Origin of the sequence: Nocardia sp. A7 (assembly GCF_046549215.1) — a bacterium.
Classification (GTDB): Bacteria; Actinomycetota; Actinomycetes; order Mycobacteriales; family Mycobacteriaceae; genus Nocardia.
The window spans coordinates 2,173,890-2,198,846 of record NZ_JAJPWE010000001.1 but is presented as its reverse complement, the minus strand read 5'-3'; the positions used below and the strand labels follow the sequence as shown (position 1 = coordinate 2,198,846).

At 67.1% G+C, this 24,957-nt stretch carries 24 protein-coding genes and 3 tRNA genes; 14 read left to right on the top strand and 13 right to left on the bottom strand.

The window, feature by feature from the left end; all coding sequences use genetic code 11:
• On the top strand, positions 1-1,287 hold the full coding sequence (locus ACLJPD_RS09985; protein ID WP_410871606.1) for a DUF58 domain-containing protein: 1,287 nt from the start codon (positions 1-3) through the stop codon (positions 1,285-1,287).
• A gap of 179 nt (positions 1,288-1,466) precedes the next feature.
• Here ACLJPD_RS09985 and ACLJPD_RS09980 read toward each other — a convergent pair whose 3' ends face one another.
• Positions 1,467-2,213 (bottom strand): RDD family protein, encoded by a 747-nt coding sequence (locus tag ACLJPD_RS09980; protein WP_410871605.1) that lies wholly within the window; start codon positions 2,211-2,213, stop codon positions 1,467-1,469.
• A gap of 18 nt (positions 2,214-2,231) precedes the next feature.
• Here ACLJPD_RS09980 and ACLJPD_RS09975 point away from each other — a divergent pair, with 18 nt between their 5' ends.
• Entirely contained in the window at positions 2,232-3,266 is a 1,035-nt protein-coding gene (locus ACLJPD_RS09975; RefSeq protein WP_410871604.1) for a stage II sporulation protein M, read from the top strand.
• Positions 3,267-4,151: 885 nt separating this feature from the next.
• On the opposite strand, the gene ACLJPD_RS09970 is transcribed toward ACLJPD_RS09975, so the two are convergent.
• A tRNA-Leu gene (locus ACLJPD_RS09970) sits at positions 4,152-4,234 on the bottom strand.
• 219 nt (positions 4,235-4,453) lie between these two features.
• Here ACLJPD_RS09970 and ACLJPD_RS09965 point away from each other — a divergent pair.
• From ACLJPD_RS09965 to ACLJPD_RS09930, 8 genes are all read left to right on the top strand, one after another.
• On the top strand, positions 4,454-5,872 hold the full coding sequence (locus tag ACLJPD_RS09965) for an FhaA domain-containing protein (protein ID WP_410871603.1): 1,419 nt from the start codon (positions 4,454-4,456) through the stop codon (positions 5,870-5,872).
• Between the two features lie 168 nt (positions 5,873-6,040).
• Complete coding sequence (locus ACLJPD_RS09960) at positions 6,041-6,517, top strand: FHA domain-containing protein FhaB (RefSeq protein WP_266294852.1); 477 nt, start codon at positions 6,041-6,043, stop codon at positions 6,515-6,517.
• Positions 6,514-7,959, top strand: a complete 1,446-nt coding sequence (locus ACLJPD_RS09955) for a PP2C family protein-serine/threonine phosphatase (RefSeq protein ID WP_410871602.1) — start codon at positions 6,514-6,516, stop codon at positions 7,957-7,959. Before ACLJPD_RS09960 ends, ACLJPD_RS09955 begins: the two co-directional genes overlap by 4 nt.
• A complete protein-coding gene (locus tag ACLJPD_RS09950; protein WP_410871601.1) occupies positions 7,959-9,431 on the top strand; it encodes an FtsW/RodA/SpoVE family cell cycle protein in 1,473 nt (490 codons plus the stop codon). The genes ACLJPD_RS09955 and ACLJPD_RS09950 overlap by 1 nt, the downstream gene beginning before the upstream one ends.
• Complete coding sequence (locus tag ACLJPD_RS09945; protein WP_410871600.1) at positions 9,428-10,900, top strand: peptidoglycan D,D-transpeptidase FtsI family protein; 1,473 nt, start codon at positions 9,428-9,430, stop codon at positions 10,898-10,900. The genes ACLJPD_RS09950 and ACLJPD_RS09945 overlap by 4 nt, the downstream gene beginning before the upstream one ends.
• Before the next feature lie 37 nt (positions 10,901-10,937).
• Positions 10,938-12,467 carry a protein kinase domain-containing protein gene (locus tag ACLJPD_RS09940; protein ID WP_410871599.1) on the top strand — a complete coding sequence of 510 codons (1,530 nt, stop codon included), beginning with the start codon at positions 10,938-10,940 and terminating at the stop codon, positions 12,465-12,467.
• The gene (pknB, locus tag ACLJPD_RS09935; protein ID WP_410871598.1) at positions 12,464-14,359 is read left to right on the top strand and encodes a Stk1 family PASTA domain-containing Ser/Thr kinase; all 1,896 of its coding nucleotides are present in this window, start codon (positions 12,464-12,466) and stop codon (positions 14,357-14,359) included. Before ACLJPD_RS09940 ends, pknB begins: the two co-directional genes overlap by 4 nt.
• A 101-nt stretch (positions 14,360-14,460) precedes the next feature.
• Positions 14,461-14,880 carry a CBS domain-containing protein gene (locus ACLJPD_RS09930; RefSeq protein WP_056822566.1) on the top strand — a complete coding sequence of 140 codons (420 nt, stop codon included), beginning with the start codon at positions 14,461-14,463 and terminating at the stop codon, positions 14,878-14,880.
• A 9-nt stretch (positions 14,881-14,889) separates the two neighbouring features.
• Here ACLJPD_RS09930 and ACLJPD_RS09925 read toward each other — a convergent pair whose 3' ends face one another.
• From ACLJPD_RS09925 to ACLJPD_RS09915, 3 genes are all read right to left on the bottom strand, one after another.
• Positions 14,890-15,348, bottom strand: coding sequence for a deaminase (locus tag ACLJPD_RS09925; RefSeq protein ID WP_410871597.1), 459 nt, complete (start codon positions 15,346-15,348; stop codon positions 14,890-14,892).
• 144 nt (positions 15,349-15,492) lie between these two features.
• Positions 15,493-16,173, bottom strand: coding sequence for a RibD family protein (locus tag ACLJPD_RS09920; protein WP_410871596.1), 681 nt, complete (start codon positions 16,171-16,173; stop codon positions 15,493-15,495).
• Positions 16,170-16,832, bottom strand: a complete 663-nt coding sequence (locus ACLJPD_RS09915) for an aminodeoxychorismate/anthranilate synthase component II (protein ID WP_410871594.1) — start codon at positions 16,830-16,832, stop codon at positions 16,170-16,172. The genes ACLJPD_RS09920 and ACLJPD_RS09915 overlap by 4 nt, the downstream gene beginning before the upstream one ends.
• A 94-nt stretch (positions 16,833-16,926) precedes the next feature.
• Between ACLJPD_RS09915 and crgA the strand changes: the two genes are divergently transcribed.
• Together crgA and ACLJPD_RS09905 are read left to right on the top strand one after the other, a co-directional pair.
• Complete coding sequence (gene crgA, locus ACLJPD_RS09910) at positions 16,927-17,190, top strand: cell division protein CrgA (protein ID WP_410871592.1); 264 nt, start codon at positions 16,927-16,929, stop codon at positions 17,188-17,190.
• Positions 17,191-17,273: 83 nt separating this feature from the next.
• Positions 17,274-17,723, top strand: a complete 450-nt coding sequence (locus tag ACLJPD_RS09905) for a PH domain-containing protein (protein WP_410871591.1) — start codon at positions 17,274-17,276, stop codon at positions 17,721-17,723.
• Positions 17,724-17,796: 73 nt separating this feature from the next.
• Here the strand turns inward: ACLJPD_RS09905 and ACLJPD_RS09900 are convergent, their stop codons facing one another.
• Positions 17,797-18,330 carry a peptidylprolyl isomerase gene (locus ACLJPD_RS09900; RefSeq protein ID WP_410871590.1) on the bottom strand — a complete coding sequence of 178 codons (534 nt, stop codon included), beginning with the start codon at positions 18,328-18,330 and terminating at the stop codon, positions 17,797-17,799.
• Between the two features lie 69 nt (positions 18,331-18,399).
• Between ACLJPD_RS09900 and ACLJPD_RS09895 the strand changes: the two genes are divergently transcribed.
• Positions 18,400-18,549, top strand: coding sequence for a hypothetical protein (locus ACLJPD_RS09895; protein WP_410871589.1), 150 nt, complete (start codon positions 18,400-18,402; stop codon positions 18,547-18,549).
• On the opposite strand, the gene ACLJPD_RS09890 is transcribed toward ACLJPD_RS09895, so the two are convergent.
• Complete coding sequence (locus tag ACLJPD_RS09890; protein ID WP_410871588.1) at positions 18,550-19,404, bottom strand: ABC transporter permease; 855 nt, start codon at positions 19,402-19,404, stop codon at positions 18,550-18,552. It lies immediately after the preceding gene.
• Positions 19,401-20,402 carry an ATP-binding cassette domain-containing protein gene (locus ACLJPD_RS09885; RefSeq protein WP_410871587.1) on the bottom strand — a complete coding sequence of 334 codons (1,002 nt, stop codon included), beginning with the start codon at positions 20,400-20,402 and terminating at the stop codon, positions 19,401-19,403. The genes ACLJPD_RS09890 and ACLJPD_RS09885 overlap by 4 nt, the downstream gene beginning before the upstream one ends.
• A gap of 606 nt (positions 20,403-21,008) precedes the next feature.
• On the opposite strand from ACLJPD_RS09885, the gene ACLJPD_RS09880 reads away from it, so the two are divergent.
• The gene (locus ACLJPD_RS09880; protein WP_410871586.1) at positions 21,009-22,592 is read left to right on the top strand and encodes a serine hydrolase; all 1,584 of its coding nucleotides are present in this window, start codon (positions 21,009-21,011) and stop codon (positions 22,590-22,592) included.
• A gap of 25 nt (positions 22,593-22,617) precedes the next feature.
• Here the strand turns inward: ACLJPD_RS09880 and ACLJPD_RS09875 are convergent, their stop codons facing one another.
• From ACLJPD_RS09875 to ACLJPD_RS09855, 5 genes are all read right to left on the bottom strand, one after another.
• The gene (locus ACLJPD_RS09875; protein WP_410871584.1) at positions 22,618-23,517 is read right to left on the bottom strand and encodes an acyl-CoA dehydrogenase; all 900 of its coding nucleotides are present in this window, start codon (positions 23,515-23,517) and stop codon (positions 22,618-22,620) included.
• A gap of 5 nt (positions 23,518-23,522) precedes the next feature.
• A tRNA-Ala gene (locus tag ACLJPD_RS09870) sits at positions 23,523-23,595 on the bottom strand.
• 32 nt (positions 23,596-23,627) lie between these two features.
• Entirely contained in the window at positions 23,628-23,735 is a 108-nt protein-coding gene (locus ACLJPD_RS09865; protein ID WP_379245272.1) for a DLW-39 family protein, read from the bottom strand.
• Positions 23,736-23,764: 29 nt separating this feature from the next.
• Positions 23,765-23,838 (bottom strand) — tRNA-Ile (locus ACLJPD_RS09860).
• 134 nt (positions 23,839-23,972) lie between these two features.
• On the bottom strand, positions 23,973-24,944 hold the full coding sequence (locus ACLJPD_RS09855) for a DUF3566 domain-containing protein (RefSeq protein ID WP_410871582.1): 972 nt from the start codon (positions 24,942-24,944) through the stop codon (positions 23,973-23,975).
• Positions 24,945-24,957 lie beyond the last annotated feature (13 nt).

Here is a 24,957-nt window from a genome sequence, read left to right as displayed (position 1 = left end):
GTGGTGGTCACAGGCCGGTTCGCGCTGCTCGCCACGGCCGCGGCGGCGGTGGTGATGTTCGTGGTGCCCACGTGGGTCGGGGTGCTCGGCGCGTGTTCGTTGCTGGTGGCGCTGCTGCTGGTCGACATCGCGCTGACCGCGCGAGCGGATTCGCTGTCGATGACCCGCGATCCGTTGACGGTGGTGCGGCTGGGTCGCGGCACCGAGGTGGAGTTGGTGGTCACCAACACCGGCACGGCCACCGTGCGCGGAATGCTGTGGGACGCCTGGCCCGAGAGCGCGCGTCCCGAGCTCGGCGACCAGCACCTGGAGTTGGCCCCGCGCACCCGAATTCGACTGCGCACCAAGCTGACTCCCACCTATCGCGGCGATCGGGTCGCCGGTCCGGTGACGGTGCGACTGCTCGGGCCGCTGGGTCTGGCGGGTCGGCAGAGCCGGATCGATGTGCCAGCCAGGGTGCGCGCGCTGCCCGCGTTCCGCAGTGAGCGACTGCTGCGTTCGAAGGTGAAGCGGCTGCATCATCTCGAGGGTCGCAATGTCGCCAATACGCGCGGGCAGGGCACCGAGTTCGATTCGTTCCGCGAGTACGTGGCAGGCGATGACGTGCGCAGTATCGACTGGCGCGCCACCGCGCGCGCCGCTGACGTGCTGGTGCGGACGTGGCGCCCCGAACGCAACCGGCACATGCTGATGGTCCTCGACACCGGGCGGGCGAGTGCGGGTCGCGTCGGCGAGGGAACGCGACTCGACAGTTCGATCGAAGCGGCGTTGCTGCTCGGTGGACTGGCCGCGGCCGCGGGCGACACGGTCGACCTGGTGGCATACGACCGGCGAGTGCGCGCGGAAGTGACCGGTGTCGGCGGGAATCAGCTGCCTTTGAAACTTATGCACACCCTCGCGGGGGTTACTCCACAGCTTGTCGACACCGACACCACCGGCCTGGTCCGCACCGTGATCTCCCGGGTTCGCAGGCGGGCGTTGATCGTGTGGTTCACCAGTCTCGACGGGCCGACCGTCACCGAGCACCTGCTGCCCGCGCTCCCGACGCTCACCCAGCGTCATCGGGTGCTGATCGTCTCCGTCACCGATCCCGATATCGCCGCGGCGGCGGCCGACCGCTCGCAGGTCTACGCCGCGGCCGCCGCCGAAACCGTGCTGGCGGAACGCGCTCTCGTGCAGGAAACACTGCGTCGGCGCGGCGTGGCCGTGGTGGCCGCGGCCCCCGATCGACTGCCAGAGGCGCTGGCCGACGAATACCTCGAACTCAAGCAGTCCGGCTCGCTGTGAGCTGTGGGCATCGCGAATTGTGCACAACCGCACCTAGTTGTGGATAACCGGAGTTTCCACCGGTACTCACAGTCCATCCACCGACTCACCAACAGATTCATCCACAGGCTGGGTTGTGCACAAGTCGGTTCGCGCACAACCTGATTCATGCACAGGCGATTCATCCACAGCCTGGGGATCTACACCCGTGAAAGCTGCTGTCGCCGAGCGAGAATCGCGCCGAGCACGTGATACGGCGGATAGCCGACGGGCACCGGACAGCGCAGCGCCGCACACATCGCCTCGACGAGCTCGGTGCCGAGATAGTGCTGTGTGGGCTGCGTGAGCGTCGGCAGCCTGGTCAGATACCGCCGGGCCGCACCGGCCAGTTCGTCGGAGATCCCGCTCGGATCCAGCTGTGCCGACCACCCCGCCAACCACGGCGGCGCCACGGCCAGCGACGGCATCGGCATGGTCTGTCGGGTGTGGACAACTACCGTTCCGGCGAGCACGTCGCCTATTCGCTTGCCCTCGCGCGAACACAGTGACGAGACAACGGCGACCGCGCCGAACGCACCGAGCAGCCAGAAATCCACAATCGCGCCTGCGAGTCCACGGGTGAGCGCGTGCCGGAAGTCGATCGGCCCGGCATCGGCGCGCACCACGCGCAGGCCGAAGGCCAGTTTGCCCAATGACCGCCCGCGCGAGACGGTTTCGCTGACCACCGGGTAGGCGATCAGCACCGTCACCAGTGTCACAACCGATGTCACCGAGAACCAGGCGGAGTCGGCGTCGGTGGTGATCAGCACGAGCAGCAAGACGTATTCCAGCGTCGCGGCGAGGCCGAGCTGGAGCATCAGGTCGAGCAGAAAAGCGCCCGCACGGCTGGGGATGCGCGCGATCGGGAGTTCGAGCGCCACCGCTTCGCCGGTGGTGAATTCAGCCATGTGGCTAGCATTCCCGATATGGACACCGATGCCTACAGCTGGGCGAGTCAACGGTCGTGGTATCGGCTCGATCAGCTGGTTCGCCAGCGCAAGTTGTCGGGTGCGGATGCCGACGAGCTGGTCCGGCTGTACCGGTCCACCTCGCAGCAGCTGGCGAGATTGCAGGGGCACCACCCGGATCCGGAGCTCGTCGACCGGCTCAGCTCGCTGGTGGCCAGGGCCCGCGGGCGAGTCCTGGCGGCGAGGTCACAGCCGTGGCGCGAGGTCGGGCGATTCTTCACTCGGCACTTTCCCTCGGCTGTGTACAGAGCGTGGCCGTGGTGGTTGGGGACAACTGCGGTTTTTCTGGCCGTCGCGGGCGTGATCGGCGTGCTCGTCGATCGTTCGGCGGCGGCGCGCGATGCCTTGGGGATACCCGAGGGTGATCTGTCGGACATCACCGGACCTGGGGGTTCGTTCGAGACTTACTACTCCGAACACCCCAACGAGGCCTTCGCGGCGAAGGTGTGGACACACAATTCGCTGGTGTCGGCGATCGCGTTGTTCACCGGTGTGCTGATCCTCCCGGCTGTGTACGCAATGTTCATGAATGCGCTGAATCTGGGGATAACCGGTGGATTGATGGCCGATGCCGGTCGGCTGGATTCGTTCTTCGGCTTCATCCTGCCGCACGGCACGCTGGAGCTCACCGCGCTGTTCGTCGCGGGCGGAGTGGGCTTGAAGCTGGGCTGGACGCTGGTGGACCCGGGACGGCGCAGCAGGGCGGCGGCCATGGCCAGGCAGGGGCGGGCGACCGCGACGGTGGCACTCGGGCTGGTCGGTGTGCTGATGGTGTGTGGACTGTTGGAGGGCTTCGTGACGCCGAGTCCGTTGCCCACGCCCGCGCGGATCGCGCTGGGGTTCATGGCCGAGGCACTGTTCCTCTACTACGTCTTCGGAATCGGCAAGCGGGTGGCCGAGGAACAGGATGCCCAGGCAGTGCTACCGGTCACGGCGGCGGAGCCGACCGATCGGTGGCTGATGGCACCGGCAAAGACGCTCGACCGGGCGTGAGCTCGCATCTGTGCGTGCATCTGTGAGGCCGACAACTCCGAGCACACCGCCCAGGGACGGCACCGGGCAATCGGCAGCTACGGAAGGTTAAGAGACGGTGAAGAACTCCCCCATTTGAGTTCCGCTGGCCGCAGCGAGTCGGGCTCGAACTGCGGCCAGCGTTACCGTCAACTGTACACAATCGTTATGGTCACGCAACCCCCAACGCGCAGGTCCGGGGTAGGAATTGCGAACCTGCAAAGGGCCGTGGACGCATCGATTCCCACACCCACAGCAAACTCCTGGCGCCCCCTTCGTCAGGCGTACGACGGCACCGGGAATTCACCCCGAGCAAACCTTCGATAACGAGTCACGCACCGTCGACGGCACCCGGGCGCGAATGTCGAGTGGGGTTGCCCCGGATCACACCGGGGTCGCCACATAGCTGTCACCTGGGGTTTCGGCAACGGAATTACGGTTGCCGCCTACTTGAAACGTGAAAAGAAACTTCAAGTTTGTTAAATAGGCTGCAAACGAGATGCGCGCTCAGCAATCACCGTAAAACACCGAATTCATCACCCCTAACTGGGCGGATGACCGGTTGCGAACGGGCCGCCGAACGGCCAGAAATCAGCAGCAGAACATCCGGAATACAAGGTTGCACGGACACTGTGACCTTCGACTCATCCCGGCGAATCGGGACTACCTCGGTGCGGTGGCCGCAGCGGTTCGGTCGGGCGAGGTGCGTGCGGCACCGGCGGCCGGGTCGATGACGATGGAGCCGATCCGCTGAGCGCCTGCCTTATATACAGCTGCCCGGTGTCCTAGGGCAGCGCCCGCAAGTCGTCATCAGTCGCCCGAAAACGACTGAAGGCCCGATCCAGAAGGATCGAGCCTTTAGTCTTGTGGGCGAAGGGGGACTTGAACCCCCACGTCCTTACGGACACTGGCACCTGAAGCCAGCGCGTCTGCCATTCCGCCACTCGCCCGAGCGACTGGAAAAATCTAACATGCCCCGCGGGCGAAAATAAAATCGATTCTCTGACCTGCGCGGATGCCGTGAAAACGGGCAGGGGAACCGGGGGGCGGCGCCGGGAGTTACCCAGGTAGAGGATCGTGGATATCATGCAAGGAACGTGGTCGCGTCCGGACACGCCGTAAAGAGTGTGTCGAGAAGGGCGGACACGCGCACCGAAGGGAGGGCCGTGATGGGCATCGTGTCGAGATTCGAACGTCGCTTGCAGGGCGCTGTCGGTGACGTGTTCGCGAGGGTGTTCGGCGGCAGTGTGGTTCCCCAGGAGGTGGAAGCCGCGCTGCAGCAAGAAGCCGCAGATCAGATCCAGGATCTGGAGGGCGGGCATCGCCTCGCGCCGAACAGTTACGTGATCACGATCAATGAAACCGATCACGGCAAGCTCGACGCCGATCACGACCTGACCACCAAAGCGTTCGCCAAACATCTGCAGGATTACATCCGCGAGCAGGGCTGGCAGACCTACGGCGAAGTACACGTGGCGTTCGAGGCATCACCTACGCTGCACACCGGAATGTTCAGAGCGAGCGGCCGCGTCGACCCCGACGCCGGTCGTGGGACGGCCCCACCTCGCCCCGAACCGCCACAACGACCCGCACACCCGCAACCAGGAGCTGGCCCCATGACGCATAACTCAGGCTACGAGCCCGGCCGAGAGCCCGCGGAGTCCGATCCACGCAACCGCGGGTACGCACCGCCGCCCGCAGGCGCGCCAGGGGCTTCCTACCCGGCCGACGACTACGGCCGCGGCGGTTACGGCGCGCCCGAGGCGCAGCCCGGATACGGCGATGCCTACGGCCAGCAGGGTGGCGAATACCAGAACGGCTACGACCCCGCCGCACCCGCACAGCAGGGCTATGGCCAGCAAGGCGGCTACGGCGCCCCGCCCGCGTACGGCGAGCCCGGCTACGACCAGCAGGGTGGCTACGGCCAGCAGGCGTACAGCCAGCAGCCCGGCTACGGCGCACAGCCCGGCTACGCCGAGCCCGGCTACGACCAGCAGGGTGGCTACGGCCAGCAGGGCTACGCCGAACCGCAGCAGCAGGGCTACGGCCAGCAGAGTGGTTACGCACAGCCCGGTTACGCCGAGCCCGGCTACGAGCAGCAGGGTGGCTACGGCCAGCAGGGCTATGCCGAACCCCAGCAGCAGGGCTATGGCCAGCAGGCTTACGGCGCACAGCCCGGTTACGCCGAGCCGGCCTACGGCCAGGAGGAGCAGGGCGGCTACGCCCAACCCGCCGCCGCGGGCTACGGCCAGCAGGGCTACGGCCAGCCGCAGGGCGCGGGCTACGGCGCCGCCCAGTCGAGCTACTCGGCCACGCTGCAGCTCGACGACGGCAGTGGCCGCACCTACGCGCTGCGCGAGGGCTCCAACATCCTCGGCCGCGGTCAGGACGCCCACTTCCGGCTCCCCGACACGGGTGTCTCGCGTCGCCATATCGAGGTGCGTTGGGACGGCCAGACGGCCATGCTCTCCGACCTCGGTTCCACCAACGGAACCCTTGTCAACGGTTCCCCCGTGCAGGATTGGCAGCTCGCCGACGGCGACGTCATCCGGGCCGGACATTCCGAGATCCTGATCCGGATCGTCTGATCCCGTAAGCTGCGCGGTGCACGTCACGAGTCGACGCTGTCGGCTCTATGATGCTGCCATTACACGCACGGTCCCGACCTCGGGGCCCGCAAGCCAGCACGCTGGTGGGGGTGGTTCGCACCGCACCTGCCGTACCGACGTACCCGGGCGAACAGGAGGTGGAACGCCGTGCAGGGATTGATCCTGCAATTGACCCGTGCGGGGTTCCTGCTGCTGCTCTGGTTGTTCGTCTGGGCCGTTCTGCGGACCTTGCGCAGCGATATCTACGCGGCATCCGGCATACGGATACAGCCGAGGGCAACTCGCGGTAGCCGCGGGTCCATCGGTCTGCCCTCCTTCAGCCGAAGCCAGAAGGGCGCCAAGTATCTAGTGGTGACTCATGGTTCACTCGCCGGCACTCGAATCACCCTCGGCACGCAACCGGTTCTCATCGGACGCGCCGACGATTCGACGCTGGTACTCACCGACGACTACGCCTCGACCAGGCACGCGCGACTGTCTCAGCGTGGTGACGACTGGTACGTGGAAGACCTCGGTTCCACCAATGGCACTTATCTCGACCGCGCGAAAGTCACCACCGCCGTCCGTGTTCCGCTCGGCACTCCGGTGCGAGTCGGCAAAACAGTGATCGAGCTGCGATCGTGACTCTTGTTCTGCGCTACACCGCGCGAAGCGACCGCGGACTCGTCCGGGGCAACAACGAAGATTCGGTCTACGCGGGCGCACGCCTATTAGCGCTGGCCGACGGCATGGGTGGGCACGCCGCCGGAGAAGTGGCCTCCCAGTTGATGATCGCCGCGTTGGCGCATCTCGACGACGATGAGCCGGGCGAGGACATCCTCGGCAAGCTCGACCACGCCACGCATTCCGGCAATGCCGCCATCGCCGACCACGTCGAGGCCGAACCCGAACTCGACGGCATGGGCACCACGCTCACCGCCATCCTGTTCGCGGGCCGCAAGCTCGGCATGGTCCATATCGGCGACTCGCGCGCCTACCTGCTGCGCGACGGCGAACTCACCCAGATCACCCGCGACGACACGTTCGTGCAGTCGCTGGTCGACGAGGGTCGGATCACGCCGGAGCAGGCGCACACCCACCCGCAGCGTTCGCTGATCATGCGTGCCCTCACCGGCAACGAGATCGAACCGACGCTGATCATGCGCGAAGCCCGCGCCGGCGACCGTTATCTGCTGTGCTCCGACGGACTTTCGGACGTGGTGAGCGACGAGACCATCGGCAACACCATGCGCGAGGGCAATACCGACGAGTGCGCCGACCGGCTCATCGAATTGGCCTTGCGCAGTGGCGGTCCCGACAATGTGACCGTCGTCGTCGCCGATGTGATCGACCTCGACTACGGCCAGAGCCACCCGATCCTCGCCGGCGCCGCCTCCACCGAGGAGGAGGAAGACGCCCCGCCGCCGAACACCGCGGCAGGGCGCGCCGCCGCCATGCGGCCGCCGCGCGCGCAACCGCGCAGGGCAGCCGCCGCACCGCCACCGGTGGAAACCAAGTCCCACAAACTGCGCTGGCTGCTGCTGTCGCTGGCGTTGATCGCCGCGGTCTCCATCGGACTCGTGGTGGGCTACAAGATGATTCGCAGCAATTACTACGTGGGCGCCGACAACGACAAGGTGGTCGTGATGCGCGGCCTGCCCGGTTCGATCCTCGGCTACTCCATCCACGACGTGGAGCTGGCGGGTTGTGTGAACCCCAAGGGCGAGCTCACGCTGCTCGAGGTGGGCAAGTCCGCGCCGAGCGGTTGCAAGACGCTGATGGTCAGTGACCTGAAGCAGACCGGACGCGACCAGGTGAGCAAGGGTCTGCCACCGGACTCGCTGGACAAGGCGCGCGGCAGCATGAAGGTGTTGGCGCAGAACGAACTCCTGCCGGTGTGCCCGAAGAAGGAAACGGTCCCGCAGCCCGGCGTGCTGCCGCCCGAGCCGACCCCGGTGATCCCCGGTGGCGCACCGACTCCTGGCCCCGATCAGCCAGCGACACCGACCACCACCGCTGCTCCCACCACGACCGTGCCCCCGACAACCCCGCAGATCTCAGGGGAGAACTGCCGGGTGACGGACTGATGTCCGCACCGCCACCGCCGTCGGCCGGGGCGTTCCCCAGTCCCCCTGGCGGATTCGCGCCGGCGCCACCGCCGTCGACGCGACGCAACCAGGAGTTGCTGCTGCTGGCGGGCGCGGCGGGCATCACGACGGTGTCGTTGTTCATCGTCGAGGCGAGCCAGGAACAGTCGATCACCACCGACATCGCCAAGTACGGTGTGGCGTTCCTCGCGCTGTTCGGAATCGCCCATCTCGCGGTGCGCCGGTTCGCACCGTTCGCCGACCCACTGCTGCTACCGATCGTGGCGCTGCTCAACGGATTGGGCCTGGTGCTGATCCACCGGCTCGATCTCGCGGAGGCGCAGAAAGCGGCGTCCGACGCGACGGCGGTCCCCTCCCCCGACGCCAACCAGCAGATCATGTGGACCGGCCTCGGCATCGTGGTGTTCATCAGCCTGCTCATCGTCTTGCGGGACTACCGCACGCTGGCGCGCTACACCTACACACTAGGCCTGGTCGGCCTGGTCGCGCTGGCGATTCCGGCACTGTTGCCGAGCCGGTTCTCCGAAGTCAACGGCGCCAAGATCTGGATCCGGCTGCCCGGATTCAGCATGCAGCCGGGTGAATTCGCGAAGATCCTGCTGATCATCTTCTTCGCGGGCGTGCTGGTGGCCAAGCGTGACCTGTTCACCGCGGCGGGCAAGCACTTCCTCGGCATGGAGTGGCCGCGACCACGCGACATGGGCCCGGTCCTGATCGTGTGGATCGTCTGCATCGGCGTGCTCGTGCTCGAAAAGGACCTCGGCACTTCGCTGCTGATCTTCGGCACGGTGCTGGTGATGATCTACATCGCCACCGAGCGGGTGGGCTGGCTGATCATCGGCGGCGGGCTGCTCGCGCTCGGTTTCGTGTTCGCCTATCAGCTGTTCGGGCACGTGCGCGTGCGCGTCGACACCTGGCTGAACCCGTTCGACGACTACCACAACACCGGTTACCAGATCTCGCAGTCGATGTTCGGTTTCGCGACCGGCGGGCTCGCGGGCACCGGCCTCGGCAGCGGACGGCCCCAGCAGGTGCCCTTCGCCAAGACCGACTTCATCGTCACCACCATCGGCGAGGAACTTGGCCTGATCGGGCTCACCGCGGTGCTGATGCTGTTTCTGATCTTCATCGTCCGTGGGCTGCGCACCGCGCTGGCCGTGCGGGACAGCTTCGGCAAGTTGCTCGCGGCGGGCCTGTCGTTCACCATCGCGGTCCAGATCTTCGTGGTTGTCGGCGGTGTCACCAAACTGATTCCACTCACCGGCCTGACCACGCCGTTCATCTCCTATGGCGGTTCGTCGCTGCTGGCGAACTACGCGCTGCTCGGGCTGCTGATCAAGATCTCCGATGCGGCCCGCGCACCGGCTCCGGCCCGTAAGCGCGCGCCTGCCCCGATCGCCGACGCGGCCACGGAACTGGTGCGCAGGCCGGAAAGCAGGATGAGCGAATGAACACGCCTCTGCGTCGCGTCGCCGTCGCCGTCATGGTGATGGTGGTGGCGTTACTCGTGAACGCGACCTACCTGCAGGTGGTCAAGGCCGACGATCTGCGCAGCGATCCGCGCAACTCGCGGGTGCTGCTCGACGAGTACTCGCGCCAGCGCGGTCAGATCTCCGCAGGCGGCACCGTGCTCGCCGGCTCCGTCGCGACCGACGACCGGTACAAATACCTGCGCGAATACCCTTCCGACCCACCGGCTTACGCGCCGGTCACCGGCTTCTACTCGATGCAGTACGGCAAGACCGGCCTCGAGCTGGCCGAGGATCCGCTGCTGTCGGGCAACGACTCGAGCCTGTTCGGTCGACGGCTCATCGACATGTTCTCCGGGCGCGACCCACGCGGCGCGAACGTGCTCACCACGCTGAATCCGATGATGCAGCAGGTCGCCTACGAGCAGATGACGTCGAAGGGCTACACCGGCGCTGTCGTAGCGATCGAGCCGAGCACCGGCAAGATCTTGACCATGGTCTCCACGCCCAGCTACGACCCCAACGAGCTGTCGGGCCACGACGGTGCGGCGGGGCGGGCGGCCTGGGAGCGGTTGAGCACCGACCAGACCCAGCCGATGCTCAATCGCGCTGTCTCGCAGACCTATCCGCCGGGGTCGACGTTCAAGACCGTCGTGACCGCGGCCGCGCTGTCCAACGGTGTCGCCGGTCCGAACGACCAGTTCACGGCGGCGCCCAACATCACCCTGCCCGGGACCAGCACCACGCTGGAGAACTACAACGGCAGCACCTGCGGTGACCAGCCGACCGCGAGCCTCTACGAAGCGTTCCGGCGTTCGTGCAACACCGCGTTCGTCGAACTCGGCGTGAAGGTCGGCGCGGCCAAGCTCAAGGACGAGGCCGCCGCGTTCGGCATCGGAGTCGAGGATCCGCCCGGTGTGCCGATCCCGGTCGCCGAGTCGACCGTTGGCCCGATCCCGGACAACGCCGCGCTCGGCCAGTCGAGCATCGGTCAGCGCGATGTGTCGGTGACACCGCTCAATGTCGCTGTGATCGCCGCGACCATCGCCAACGGCGGGACCAGGATGCAGCCGTATCTGGTCGATCAGACCCAAGCGCCCGATCTGTCCGAGCTCAGCAAGACCAAACCGGTCAGCATCGGCCAGGCGGTGAGTCCCCAGGTAGCGTCGACCCTGACCGATCTGATGGTCGCCTCGGAGGCCAATACCGCGGGCGGTGGGCGGTCGCCGTACCAGATCGCGTCCAAGACCGGAACCGCCGAACACGGCAGTAATCCCCGTAACACCCCGCCACACGCCTGGTATATGGCCTTCGCGCCCGCGCAGAACCCGAAGATCGCCATCGCGGTGATCGTCGAGAACGGCGGCGATCGGGCGTTGGCGGCCACCGGCGGTTCGGTGGCCGCACCGATCGCCAGGTCGGTACTGGACGCTGGCCTGGCAGGGGGCTGAACGAAATGAGTGTGCGAGTGACAACACGGGGGCCCCGATGCTGAACAACGGCGCCATGATCGCCGACCGCTACCGCCTGCAGCGGCTCATCGCCACCGGCGGTATGGGTCAGGTGTGGGAGGCGATGGACACCCGGCTCGATCGCCGGGTGGCGGTCAAGGTCCTCAAGACCGAGTTCTCCGCCGACCCGACCTTCCGCGCGCGGTTCCGCGTCGAGGCGCGCACCACCGCGCAGCTCAACGCCCCCGGGATCGCGGGCATCTACGACTACGGCGAGACCACCGACCCGTCGGGCGGCGAGACCGCCTACCTGGTGATGGAGCTCGTGCAGGGCGAACCGCTCAACGCGGTGCTCAACCGGATGGGCAGGCTCTCGGTCATCCAGGGCCTCGACATGCTCGAGCAGACCGGGCGCGCGCTCGAGATCGCGCACGCGGCGGGCGTGGTGCACCGGGACGTGAAGCCGGGCAACATCCTGGTGACGCCGACCGGTCAGGTGAAGATCACCGACTTCGGCATCGCCAAGGCGGTCGACGCCTCACCGGTGACCAAGACCGGCATGGTGATGGGCACCGCCCAGTACATCGCGCCCGAACAGGCCGTCGGCGAGGACGCCACCGCGGCCTCGGACGTGTACTCCCTCGGCATCGTCGGCTACGAGGCCCTGGCCGGAGTCCGCCCGTTCACGGGTGAGGGCGCGATCACGGTCGCGATGAAGCACGTGCGCGACGCACCGCCGCCGATGCCCGACGACCTGCCGGCGAACGTGCACGAACTGATCGCCATCACGATGGCCAAGGACCCGCTGCAGCGCTACAGCAGCGGCGGCGAGTTCGCCGATGCCGTCGCCGCGGTGCGCGCCGGGCACATGCCGCCGGTCCCCGGTGGCGCCACCGGTTCGTCGATGACCGGCGCGACCAGGGTCCTTCCGCCCGGCCCGACCGTGGTGCTGCCCGCCGGGGCAGCCGCGGCGGCGGCAGCGGACTACGAAGGCGCGACGATGCGCTTCGGCCACCAGCCCGGCGGTGCCGTCGGTCCTCCCACCGGCGGTTACAGCGGTCCGGCCACCCAGGCTTCCGCGCCCGCGCCGGTTCCGGCGAGCAACGCAAAGAACAACCAGAAGTGGCTGATCGCGCTCGGTGTCGGCGCGCTGCTGCTCGGTGGCGGTGTGCTGTGGCTGTTGTTCGGCGGTGAACCGAACCGCGGTACGGGGCCGACGACCACCACGGTGCAGACCACCAGGCCGGTGCCGCCGCCGGTGACCACCACCAGGCAGTTGCCGCCGCCGGTCGTCACCGAGGAACCGCCCGCCCCGACGGAACCGCCGCGCCCGCCGACCACCACCGAGGCGCCGCCCACCACCACCGAGGCGCCGCCGACCACCACCGCGCCGCCGACCACCACCAAACCCAAGCCGACGACGCCGCCGAAGACGACCAAACCGGAGCCGACCACCACGGCGCCCGCCGCGGGAACCACCACCGTGGGTCGCCCCCGGCTGCCCACCTTCGACCTGCCGTTCCCCGATGGCGACACGGTCGTTGGCCCGACCATAGGACAACCATGACGACCCCGAAGAATCTCTCCTCGCGGTACGAGCTTGGCGAGATCATCGGGTTCGGCGGCATGTCGGAGGTGCACCGCGCCCGCGACGTGCGGCTGTCCCGCGATGTGGCGATCAAGGTGCTGCGGGCCGATCTGGCCCGCGATCCTACGTTCTACCTGCGGTTCAAGCGCGAAGCCCAGAACGCGGCCGCGCTGAACCACCCGGCGATCGTGGCCGTGTACGACACCGGCGAGGCCACCGTCGACGGCGGTCCACTGCCCTACATCGTCATGGAGTACGTGGAGGGCGACACCCTGCGCGACATCGTGCGCGGCAAGGGCCCGCTGGCGCCCCGCAAAGCGATGGAAGTCGTGGCGGATGTCTGCGCCGCGCTCGATTTCAGCCACAAGGCCGGGATCGTGCACCGCGACATGAAGCCGGCCAACATCATGATCAACCGCGCCGGTGCGGTGAAGGTGATGGACTTCGGCATCGCGCGCGCGATCGCCGACAGCGCCAACCCGATGACCCAGACCTCCGCGGTGATCGGAACCGCCCAGTACCTCTCGCCCGAGCAGGCGCGCGGCGAGACCGTCGACGCGCGGTCGGACGTGTACTCCGTCGGCTGCGTGCTGTTCGAAATACTCACCGGGCAGCCGCCGTTCACCGGCGACTCGCCGGTCGCGGTCGCCTACCAGCACGTGAAGGAAGATCCGCCGCTACCGTCGTCGGTCAATCCCGGCGTGCCGCGCGAGCTCGATTCGGTGATCCTCAAGGCGATGGCCAAGAACCCGGCCAACCGGTACCAGACGGCCGCGGAGATGCGCGCCGACCTGATCCGGGTGCTCGGCGGGCAGCGGCCGAGCGCGCCGATGGTGATGAACGATGAAGACCGCGGCGACTACGACGACGATCCCGGCCCGCACCACTTTCACGACCGCCGCGACGACACTTCCGAGCACCCCGTGGTCGGGCCCGTCGGCGAGGAACGCAACCGGACCGGGCTGATCGCGCTCGGTGTCGCGGCCGCGTTGGCCGTGGCGTTCGGGCTGTTCTGGGTGCTGGTCGGACCCGGTAGCAAGGCCGATCAGGTGGCCGTTCCCGATCTGTCGGGCAAGACCGCCCAGCAGGCGCAGAGCGCACTGCAGCAGGCCGGTTTCTATGTGGCCGTGCAGGAGAAACCGGACGGCAAGGTGGCGCCGGGCAATGTGATCGCGACCCAGCCGCTCGGCGGTTCGCGCATCGATGAGGGCAGCACCGTGACGGTGCAGATCTCGACCGGGCCGACGCAGGTGCAGTTGCCGCGGCTGATCGGCATGAGTCAGGCCGACGCCGAGCGGCAGCTGAATTCGCTCGGGCTGCAACTCGATCCGAATGTGGCACGCAGTCCGTCGAGTACCGCCGACACCGACAAGGTGATCGTGCAGGAACCGAGCGCGGGCGTGCGGGTCGACATCGACCAGCCGGTCGTCCTCACCATCGGCAGCGGACCGGAAGAGGTCCGCGTGCCGAGCGTGGTGGGCCAGGACATCTCCGTCGCCCAACCGAATCTGGTCGACTCCGCCGGTTTCACGGTCGAGATCAAGGAAATGAAATCCCCGCTGCCGAAAGGCCAGGTGCTCGCCACCAACCCGGCGGGCGGCAGCAGCGCGGAGAAGGGCTCGACCATCACGGTCCATGTCTCCGCCGGCGACCGGATCACCGTCCCCGATCTGACCGGGCTCACGCCGGTGCAGGCTCAGGAACGGCTGCGCAGTGAGGGCTGGACCGGTCAGCTCAGCCAGACCACGGTGATCACGCTCGACGGCAATGCCTCGGGCAAGGTCGTCGGGCAGAGTCCGGCGGCCGGTTCGGCGGTGACGTTCAACGGGAACATAGTGCTACACGTAGGAGCTTCGCCGATTCCGCGGTGAGGTCTCGATTGGATGGCAAACGCGCCTGCCGCAGCTGAGCGGGCGCAGAATAGGGCTGCTTTCATCCCAACCAGCATTGCTGAACGAGGAGGTAGCCCCTTATGACCACAGCCAGGGACATCATGAAGCCCGGTGCGCAGTGGATCACCCGCGGTGACACCGTCGCGACCGCGGCGACGGCGATGGCCGATCTCGGTGTCGGTTCGCTGGTCGTCGCCGATGACGACGAGCGCATGTGCGGCATCATCACCGACCGCGACATCGTGGTGAAGTGCGTCGCGCTCGGCCTGTCCCCGGATCTGACCACGGCGGCGGAACTGTGCGAGTCGACCCCGCGCTGGGTCAGCGCGGACGCCGATGTGGAAGACGTGCTCGACCAGATGGAATCGCACCGGGTGAAGCGGATGCCGGTGATCGAGAACAAGCGCCTGGTCGGGATGATCAGCGAGGCCGATCTGGCCCGCCACCTCGACGACAATCAGCTCGGCGAATTCGTGACCGCCATCTACGGGCGGCCCTGAGCCCGCGCGCTAGCTCAGATCCAGGTGGGAGTTCATCGACATGGCCTCGGCGGCCAAGTCGGTGAGTTCCACCACACGCACGCCGTGGGTGCGGAGTTTGTCCACACCCTCGCAGGCGGCGACGAACAGGCTCGGTTCGCGCCAGGCGATGACCACGGTGGGGATGCCTGCGGCCAGGATGCGATCGGTGCACGGCGGCCGGGTCACGGTGGCGCGGGTCGAGCACGGTTCGAGGGTGCTGTAGATCGTTGCCCGCCGCAGGCGTGGGTCGGCGGGGTCGAGTTTGTTCAGTGCGGACTCTTCGGCGTGCACCTTCTCGTCGGTTTCGCGGGAGAAGCCAGTCGCGATCTCCACACCGTCGACGACGATGACGGCGCCCACCGAATAGGCCGTGTCGCTGGGGGGACAGTTCCTGGCGAGTTCGATCGCCCTGTGCATGAACCGGTGGTCGGTGTCGTCATGGCTCATGGCGTTCCCCTGTGGTCAGCGAGTTATCCACAACCCCGGCGTGATGTGGAATCGGTCATGTTCAGGTGTGGAGCAAAGTTGTCCGCGAACTGTGGACAGCCGTATTTTCCCAGTTCAGTGCGGTGATTTTGTTCGCGGTACCAGTTAGTTGTCGGGGTGGGGATCGGGGCTGACCAGGTAGTTCAGCACAGCGACATCCCCAAGTTGTTCCACACCCGCCAGGTGCAGCCTGCGACCTGCGCCGCCAGGGAACTCAGCCGGTCCGACGAAGCGCGGAGCGGCCGGATCGCCGACCAGGATCGGGGCGATCGCCAAGCGGATCTCGTCGACCAGGCCTGCCGCGAGGAAGCCGGTGTGCATGCCGGTGCCGCCTTCGACCATGAGCCTGTGGATACCGCGTGCGCCGAGGTCGTCGACGAGCGCTTCGAGCGCGAGTCGCTCGCCGAGGCTGATCACCTCGGCGAGTCCGTCCAGCCGGTTGCCCAGTTTCCGGGCGCCCGCGTCGGAGGTGTAGACGAGTCTCTCGCCCCCGGTGTGCCAGAAGCGCAGCCGCGGATCGAGAGCACCGGAATCGGTGACAGTCACCTTCACCGGATACGCAGGCTTGCCCGCCGCCACCCGATCGGCCCGGCGCTCGGCACTGTTCACCAGTAGCCGGGGGTTGTCGGAACGCAGCGTTTGCGCCCCGATCAGAATGGCGTCGGATTCGGCGCGCAGCTGATCGACCCGGTCGAAGTCGGCGGTGTTCGACAGCAGCAGCCGCTGCGCACTCGCGTCATCGATATAGCCGTCGAGACTAGCGGCCACCGAGAGCAGAACTCTCATTTCGTCACCAGCGCGGCGACCTCCGCCTCGAGCGCGGAGACGAGTTCCTCCGACGGACGTTCGCCGCAGACCTCTAGCCAATTGGCGAGCATCCGGTGGCCGCCCTGGGTGAGCACGGACTCGGGGTGGAACTGCACGCCGTGGATGGGCAGGGTGTGGTGGCGCATGGCCATCACAATGCCGCTCTCGGTGTGGCCGACGACGACCAGTTCCTCGGGAACGGTTTCCGGGAGCACGGTCAGCGAGTGGTAGCGGGTGGCGGTGAAGGGGTCGGGCAGACCGGCCAGCACACCGGACCCGAGATGGAACACCTCACTGGTCTTGCCGTGCAGCAGTTCGGGCGCGCGGTCGACCGTGCCGCCGAACGCCTCACCGATCGCCTGATGCCCGAGGCACACGCCGAGCAGCGGCATGTTGTGCTTGGCGGCCGCGTGGACGAGCGGAATGCTGGCGCCGGCACGGTCGGGGCTGCCGGGGCCGGGGCTCACCAACACGCCGTCGAAGGTGCCGCCGTCGTCGCCGACGGTGAGCAGGGTGTCGAGATCGTCGAGGCGGTGGTCGTCATTGCGCCAGACCACGACGTCGGCACCAAGCTGGCCGAGGTACTGCACCAGGTTGAACACGAAGCTGTCGTAATTGTCGACGACCAGTACACGCATGCGTAGAGGGTACGTGGCGACCCAGTAGGTCGTCGCATTCATTACCTGGTGGGATAGCCTGGACCCTAACCTGTACTCCGAATTCGAGGACGTCATGCCCAAGTCCAAGGTCCGCAAGAAGGCCGACTACACCCCGAGCCCCGCCAGCCGCACGCCGGTGAAGGTGAAAGCGGGGCCGTCGCCGGCCTGGTACGTCGCGATCATGCTGGGCTTCATGCTCGCCGGCCTGGTGTGGCTGATCGTGTATTACCTGGCCGCAGAGCACATCGGCTTCATGAACGACCTGAACGCGTGGAACTTCCTGATCGGGTTCGGCCTGATGGTCGTCGGCCTGATCATGACCATGCGCTGGCGCTGATCGCACGGATTACACGCGTGTTATTCATGCACACCTGTGGATAACCCTGTGCACAACTCGAGGATAGAGGGGCGAACAGCCGCGTGAACGACGCACAACCCGTCTCGTGGTCGACCCCTGTCGCGGGCCTGGTCGCCGTCACCGGCGGCGGAATCCTGCTGGTCGTGGTCGCGATTCTCGCCAAGGACGGGCCGAGCAGGCTGCTCGTCGGCCTCGCCGCGGCCGCGGTGCTCGGCATGGCCGCGCTCGGTATCCGACAGCGTCCCCGGCTCACCATGGTCCCCGGCTCAGAGCCACGCCTGGTAGTCGGCACGCTCACCGGCCCGCAGGAATACGCACTGGACCGGATCGACCGCATCCGGATGGTCTCCTACCGCCGCATCGGCCGCAAAAGCGCGATGCTCGAGGTCGACGTCCGCCACGACGACACCGAACGCCTGCTGATCTTCGGCCGCTGGGACCTCGGCACCAACCCCCACGACGTCTACGACGCGCTGGTCGTCAACGGCTTCGCCTCGGTGAGTTCCGACTGACGTTGTTTCACGTGAAGCAAAAGAAGCTCCCCGCCGCGAAAGATCGCGACGGGGAGCTTCTTTTGGGCTGAGATCAGTCAATACTCACGGCTGAGATGATGACCGGCTCGGCCGGGCGATCGTTGCGGTCGGTTTTCACCGAGGCGATCGCGTCGACCACCTTGCGCGAATCGGGGTCGACCACCTCGCCGAAGATCGAGTGCTTGCGGTTGAGGTGCGGCTGCGCGCCGACGGTGATGAAGAACTGCGAACCATTGGTCTCGGTGCCCGCGCCCGCATTGGCCATCGCGAGCAGATAGCCGCGGTCGAAGCGCAGATCCGGGTGGAACTCGTCGGCGAACTCGAAGCCCGGCCCACCGCGACCGGTGCCCGTCGGATCGCCGCCCTGGATCATGAACCCCGGGATGATCCGGTGGAAGACGGCGCCGTCGTAGAACGGGCCACTGTCCGTACCACCGGCATTGACGGTGGAATACGGCGCGGTGCCATCGGCGAGACCCACGAAATTGCGCACCGTCTTCGGGGCGTGGTTGCCGAAAAGCGCGATCCTGATGTCGCCGTGGTTGGTGTGCAGAGTCGCCACGGCCGTCTGGTTGGGTGAGGTCACGAAGTTATGGTGCCACGCGGCACGCCGAATCCGTTTGTGCCACGTGGTCGAATCAAGCACAGTGGTCGAATGAAGCTTCGTAATCCGCTGCTCGCGTCGATCGCGCTCGCCGGGGCGGGCGCCCTGGCCTACCTGGCCCGCGCCAAGCGTCCACAACTGCCCGAACCGGCCGCCGAGCCGCCGCGTCTGGGTTATTCCCGCAACGGCTCGGCGCGGTAGTCAGCGACTCACCGACTTCTTGTACTGGATCTGGGCCAGCGGCACGAACACGATCAGGATCACCACGATCCACATCAGCGATGTCGCCACCGGATGCTGCATCGGCCACGCCTGGGAGGGCGGTGCCATCGGGTTCACGTTGCCGAACAGGTCACGTACCGCCTGGGTGAGCGCCGAGACCGGGTTCCATTCGGCGAACACGCGCAGCGGGGTCGGCATGTTGTCGAGCGGGACGAACGCGTTGGACAAGAACGTCAGCGGGAAGATCACCATGAAGCTGGCGTTGTTGAACACCTCCGGCGCGCGCACGATCAGGCCGACCACCGCCATCATCCACGACAGCGCGTAGGCGAACAGCAGCATCAGCGCGTACGCCAGCACGGCGTCGAGGAACGACCCGCGGATTCGCCAGCCGACGACGAGCCCGGTCAGCGACATCACCACCAGGCTGACGATATTGATCACCACATCGCTGATCGTGCGCCCGACCAGCACCGCCGACGGTGCCATCGGCAGAGACCGGAACCGGTCGATGATGCCCTTCTGCATGTCTTCGGCCAGGCCCGCGCCGGTGAAGGTGGCGCCGAACACCACGGTCTGGGCGAAGATGCCCGCGATCAGGAATTCGCGGTAGCCGCCCTCCAGCCCCGGGATGCTGATCGCCGAGCCGAAAACGTAGGCGAACAGCAGCACGAACATGATCGGCGACATCGTCGTGAAGATCAGCACGTCGGGCACGCGCTTGATCTTGATGACATTGCGTTTGGCGATGGTGATGCTGTCGCTCACCACCATCGACATGCGTTCGCCGAAGCTGGGATGTGCCACGACGGTCTTGTCGAGCGTGGTACTCATCGGTTCTTTCCTTCCGCGGCGCCCACAGTCTGCGACTCGGGCTCACCGTTGACGAGTTCTTCGGCCTCGTGCCCGGTGAGCGTCAGGAAGACGTCGTCGAGCGAGGGTCTGCGTAGTGCGACATCGTTGATGTCCACCTTGTGCTCGGTAAGCCTGCCGATGGCGGTGACCAGGTCCGCCGAGCCGTCCGCCACCGGCACGGTGAGCTTGCGCAGACCGGGTTCGAGGTGGATCTCGCCATCGGCGAGCCCGCCCAATACCTGCTGGGCGACGGCCAATTGGTCGACGTGGCCGACGGTGAGTTCGATCCGGTCGCCACCGACGAGGGCCTTGAGTTCGTCGGCGGTACCGCGCGCGATCACCTTGCCGTGGTCGATCACCGCGATGGCATCGGCGAGGCGGTCGGCCTCGTCCATGTACTGGGTGGTGAGCAGCAGCGTGGTGCCGCCTGCGACCAATTCCTCGATGACGTCCCACAGGTCGAGCCGGGCCCGTGGGTCGAGACCGGTGGTCGGTTCGTCGAGGAACAGCACCGGCGGGTTGGCCACCAGCGCGCCTGCCAGGTCGAGCCGCCTGCGCATACCGCCGGAGTAGCCCTTCACCGGGCGGTCGGCGGCGTCGCTGAGCCGGAAGCGGTCGAGCAGTTCCCTGGCGCGCTCTTTACTGCGCTGGGTGCCGAGGTGGTAGAGCCTGCCGACCATTTCGAGATTCTCGAAGCCGGTGAGGTACTCGTCGACCGCGGAGTACTGACCGGAGGCGCCGATGCGCGAGCGCAGGGCCTGTGGATCGTTGAGGACGTCGATGCCCGCGACGGTAGCGGTGCCTTCGTCGGGGATGAGCAGAGTGGTGAGTACGCGAACGGTCGTGGTCTTTCCCGCGCCATTGGGGCCGAGAAGCGCGGTGACGGTACCTTCCGGGACGGCGAGGTCGAGTCCGTCCAGGGCGACGAGCTGCCCATACCGTTTGACCAGTCCCTCGGCGACAATGGCGTCGGGCATGATTCTCCTGATGTCGTGGTTGCGATCTTTTGCCCAGTATTGCCGTACCCACCGACAAGTCGCATCCCCAATTTCGGCACGGACCGCCGTCAGATGTACAGATTTGTTCGACATGCCGAGGCGTTGCGACACGCGGCGAATCGGACTGATTTTCTGTCGTCCGACACGAACAAGAGCGCCTTTTCCCATGTGGGCCGACATGCGCGAGACGAGAACATGTTCGCCGCCAATTCGCTGTAAAACCTTGCGTACCAGCTGATTCCGCTCATCGTCGGACAACCGACACGGTCGGGACGCGAGGACCTGTCCTGCACCGCACCCCAGGTCAGCGCCGACACCCGCCCCAGCGGTCGAAAAATCTCGCCAACTCGCCCGGTGCGCGTACACCAATTCCGCGCGTATCGCGTAGGATCGTTCAGGTCGGCCCCTCCCCCCCGGGCCGACCCTACGCGGGCCTCGGCTAACTCCCCCCCTTCGCCGAGGCCCGCTCCCCATTTTCCGGCAAGGTCGCAGCTCGGCAGATCGCCTGACGCGCACCTCCTCGCCGAGCGTCACAGTCCGGCCACGTTCCGGCGATCACCCGGCTACCGGGGATATCGTCAGCAAATGGTGCCTGGTCGCGGTGCGATCGCCGGGGTCGTCTTATCGTTGACGATCCTGCTGGGTTGTACCAACACCACCGACGACACGCACCCCACCACATCGGCCGCCGCACAGCTTCCGCCGAATCAGGTCGCCGGTGTCGCCCTGCCCGCCGACGCGGTCGACAAGGCCATCGGCCGGCTCGACGAATTGGCAGGCTCGCTGATGGACTCCAGCCGCATCCCCGGCATGGCTGTCGCCGTCGTCCACGGCGGAAAGACCGTGTACGCCAAGGGTTTCGGTGTTCGCCAGGCAGGCGCGCCGGACAAGGTGGACGCCGACACCGTCTTCCAGCTGGCCTCGGTATCGAAGTCGCTCGCCGCGACCGTCGTCGCCAATCAGGTCGGCGCGGGCAAGGTCGAGTGGACGACCCCGGTGGCCACCCATCTCCCGTCGTTCGCGCTGGCCGATCCCGCCACCACCGCCCAGCTCACCATCGGTGACCTGTTCGCACACCGCAGCGGCCTGCCCGACCATGCAGGCGACCGCCTCGAAGACCTCGGCTACGACCAGGCCGCCATCTTCGACAAGTTGCGCCTCGAGCCCCTTGATCCGTTCCGAATCACCTACCACTACACCAATTTCGGGCTCACCGCCGGAGCCGTGGCCGTGGCCGCGGCGGCGGGCAAGGATTGGGCACGACTGTCCGACGACGCCCTCTATCAGCCACTCGGCATGCGCGACACCAGCTCTCGTTTCGACGACTTCCGCGCACATCCGAATCACGCTGTGGGACATGTGAACATCGACGGCGACTGGGTCGCCCGCTACGTGCGCGACCCCGACCCCCAGTCCCCCGCAGGCGGCGCGAGCTCATCGGTGAACGACATGGCTCGCTGGCTGACGATGCTGCTCGGCGAAGGCACAGCCGGCCCGACCACCATCGCCCCGCCCGAGGCGCTGCTGCCCGCCCTCACACCCCAGATCGTCTCGGCGCCGCCGAGCACCCCTGCCGCGCGGGCGGGCAGCTACGGGTACGGCTTCAATGCATCGGTCTCCTCGGCGGCCCGCACCGCCAACAGCCATTCCGGCGCCTTCACCCTCGGCGCGGCGACCACCTTCCTGGCGATCCCCTCCGCCGATGTCGCCATCGTCGCGCTGACGAACGCGGCACCGCTCGGCATCCCGGAGACTCTCACCGCCGAGTTCGGCGATCTCGTGCAGTTCGGCGAGGTGCGCGAGGACTGGCGCGGTCTGTATCGCGACGCGTTCGCCACCGTCGACGCGCCGGAAGGCGACCTGTCCGGCCAGTCGGCGCCGTCGAATCCGGCTCCGGCACAGGAACTGCCGACCTACGCGGGCACCTACGACAGCGCCTACTGGGGCCCGGCGGAGATCTCGGCGACCGACGCGGGCCTGGTCCTCACCATCGGCCCCGAGCGGCGCCGATACCCGCTCCGGCACTGGGACGGCGACACCTTCGCCTTCGACCCCAGTGGCGAGAACGCCCCGCCCGGCAGCGTCTCCTCGGCGCGTTTCGCCGACGGCAGGCTGACCATCGACTACTTCGACGAAAGCGGCCTCGGGACGTTCACCAGAACGAATTGATACAGCCGCCAGAAGTCGCGGTTGATCAGGCCAGCGCGCGCCATGCGGTCGCCAGTCGCGCCGCCCGAACCTTGCCCGCCACCCCGAGCAACGGCGCGTCACGCTCCCAGCGCCGCCTGACCTCCGGGTCCACCGGCGCCCACAGCGGCTCCAGTTCGGCACGCAGCGCCGTCAGCCGCGCGAAGAGCCCGCCGAGCGCGATGTGCACACCTGGCGAGCTGGGGTCCTCGGCACCCACCCCACGGACCCCCGCAAACAGCGCCAGCAGCTGCTCTACGGGCTCCGCGGGCCACTGCGCTAGTCGGGCAACCCGAACGAGCTGTCCGAGCACAGCGGCCACCACGTGCAGATCCTCGACTGTCCGGAACGGCTTCAGGAAGTCGGTGTACCCGTCGCCGGGCAGCAATGCACCGGGCGCGGCATCGAAGGTGACGGTGGCGTGCGGGATCTCGGGCGCGAACGGCAGCGCGGGTAGCGGCGTCACCGCGACGCGCGCACCGGCAGGCACGAGCACCGCGCGCAGCATCGGCCTGCCATCGGGCTGGGTACCGGACCGGGCGATCACCAGGAATCGATCTGCGAACGCGCCGAGTGTGGCGAAAGATTTGGTGCCGCTGACGACGCCGTCCGCGGTCACCGCGGTGGTCATCGTGGACGGGCGCGCTCCGGCGGCCTCGGTCGCGCACATCGAGGAGAGCTCGGCGGAATCGAGCGAAGGAACCAGCGCGTGCAGCGCTTCCTGATATCCGCCGAGAAACGCGAGACCGGTGCCCGCGCTGTCGAATCCGGCGATCGCGGCCCGGTCGAGGGAACTCGCGAAATCATGGGACCGTGCGCGGTGCCGCACCCAATCCGCCGCGAATTCAGCCGAAACGGGGTCGGCGGGTGCGGCGGTGAGGAGAAAATCGAATACCGAGGAATTCACAGATGTGGAGCCTAGGGGAATCGAACCCCTAACCCCTGCCTTGCAAAGGCAGTGCTCTGCCAATTGAGCTAAGGCCCCTTACCGGTCATCGACCGGTTGGCAACCCGAAGTCAGCGGGTGGTGACCTCACGCCAGAGGTCCGCGTCGTCGCGCTGACGGAATTTGTTGACACCGATGAGAACGGCGATCACAACACCGACCATGAGGACAATCTTCATGTTTCCCACCCTACTGTGCTGTTCGGGAGTGGGCCTAGGAGGACTTGAACCTCCGACCTCTTCGTTATCAGCGAAGCGCTCTAACCGCCTGAGCTATAGGCCCGAACTCGTTTCGATCCCCTGCCAGAGCAGTGAACCGCAACGAGAAACGAGGTTACCTTACCTGGCTACCGATAACCAAAACGGCCGGTCAGGCCCAGTTTCCTGGACTGACCGGCCGTGGCGGAAAAACTACTTCTAGTCGGGATCGGCCAGGGTTACCTGGATGCCACCGACCAGATCGCAGCACTGGTTGTAGATGAACACGCCGACCGTGGCCAGCGCGGTGAACAGCACCACGTTGATCAGTCCGATCACGCCCGCGTAGCCGAACACCGTGCCCGCGTCGATCAGGCTCGACGAGCTGCCCTCCTGGTTCAGCATCTCGCCCAGCGAGTTGTCCAGGTTGTCCCAGACGCCCATGCCGGCCAGCACGATGTAGAGCAGACCGACGGCCAGCATCCACACGAAGAACAGCGCCACACTGATCACCAGTGTGATCTTCAGGGTCGACCACGGGTCGATCCGGCGGATCTGCACTGTCGCGCGTAGCGGCTCACCCGACGCGGCGGCCGCGATGGCCACCGGCACCGCGGGCGAGACCGTGCCCACCGCGGCCGCCCGCGCACTCGGCCCCATGGGGCGCTGCGGCTGCGGCGCCATCGGCAGCCCTGGCGGGGCCATCGGTGCCTCGGGTGCCGGGTGGCGCACGTCGGACAGGTCGGGCATGTCCTTGACCAGTTCCGGACGCGCGATGGAGCGGGTCGGCCCGTCGATACCGACGGACTTCACCATCGCCGCTTCCTTGCGGGCCGCCTTGGCCGCCAGGTCCGCGGTGGTGCGGGCATTGGACGCGCCGCTGCCCTTGAGCCCGCCCGAAGACGCGCCGCCGGACGCAGGCCGACCCTGACTCGGCGCTTCGCCGGGCCGGTACAGGTTCGACTGCGGTTCACGCTGCGGCAGCTGCGCCCACCCGTCCTGGTAGGGCGAGGATTTACTGCCCTTACCGTCGTGCGACTCGGTTCCGGCCGCACCGGATTCCGGCGCCGCGCCCTCGGCCGGACCGCCCTGGCGCGGGATCGGTCGCGGCGGGATCGGAGACGTGGCGATTCGCTCGGTGACGCCGTTGGTCTGGTTCCGATCGTCGTTCGACTGATTCGGTGTGGTCAATGGAATCCTCAGA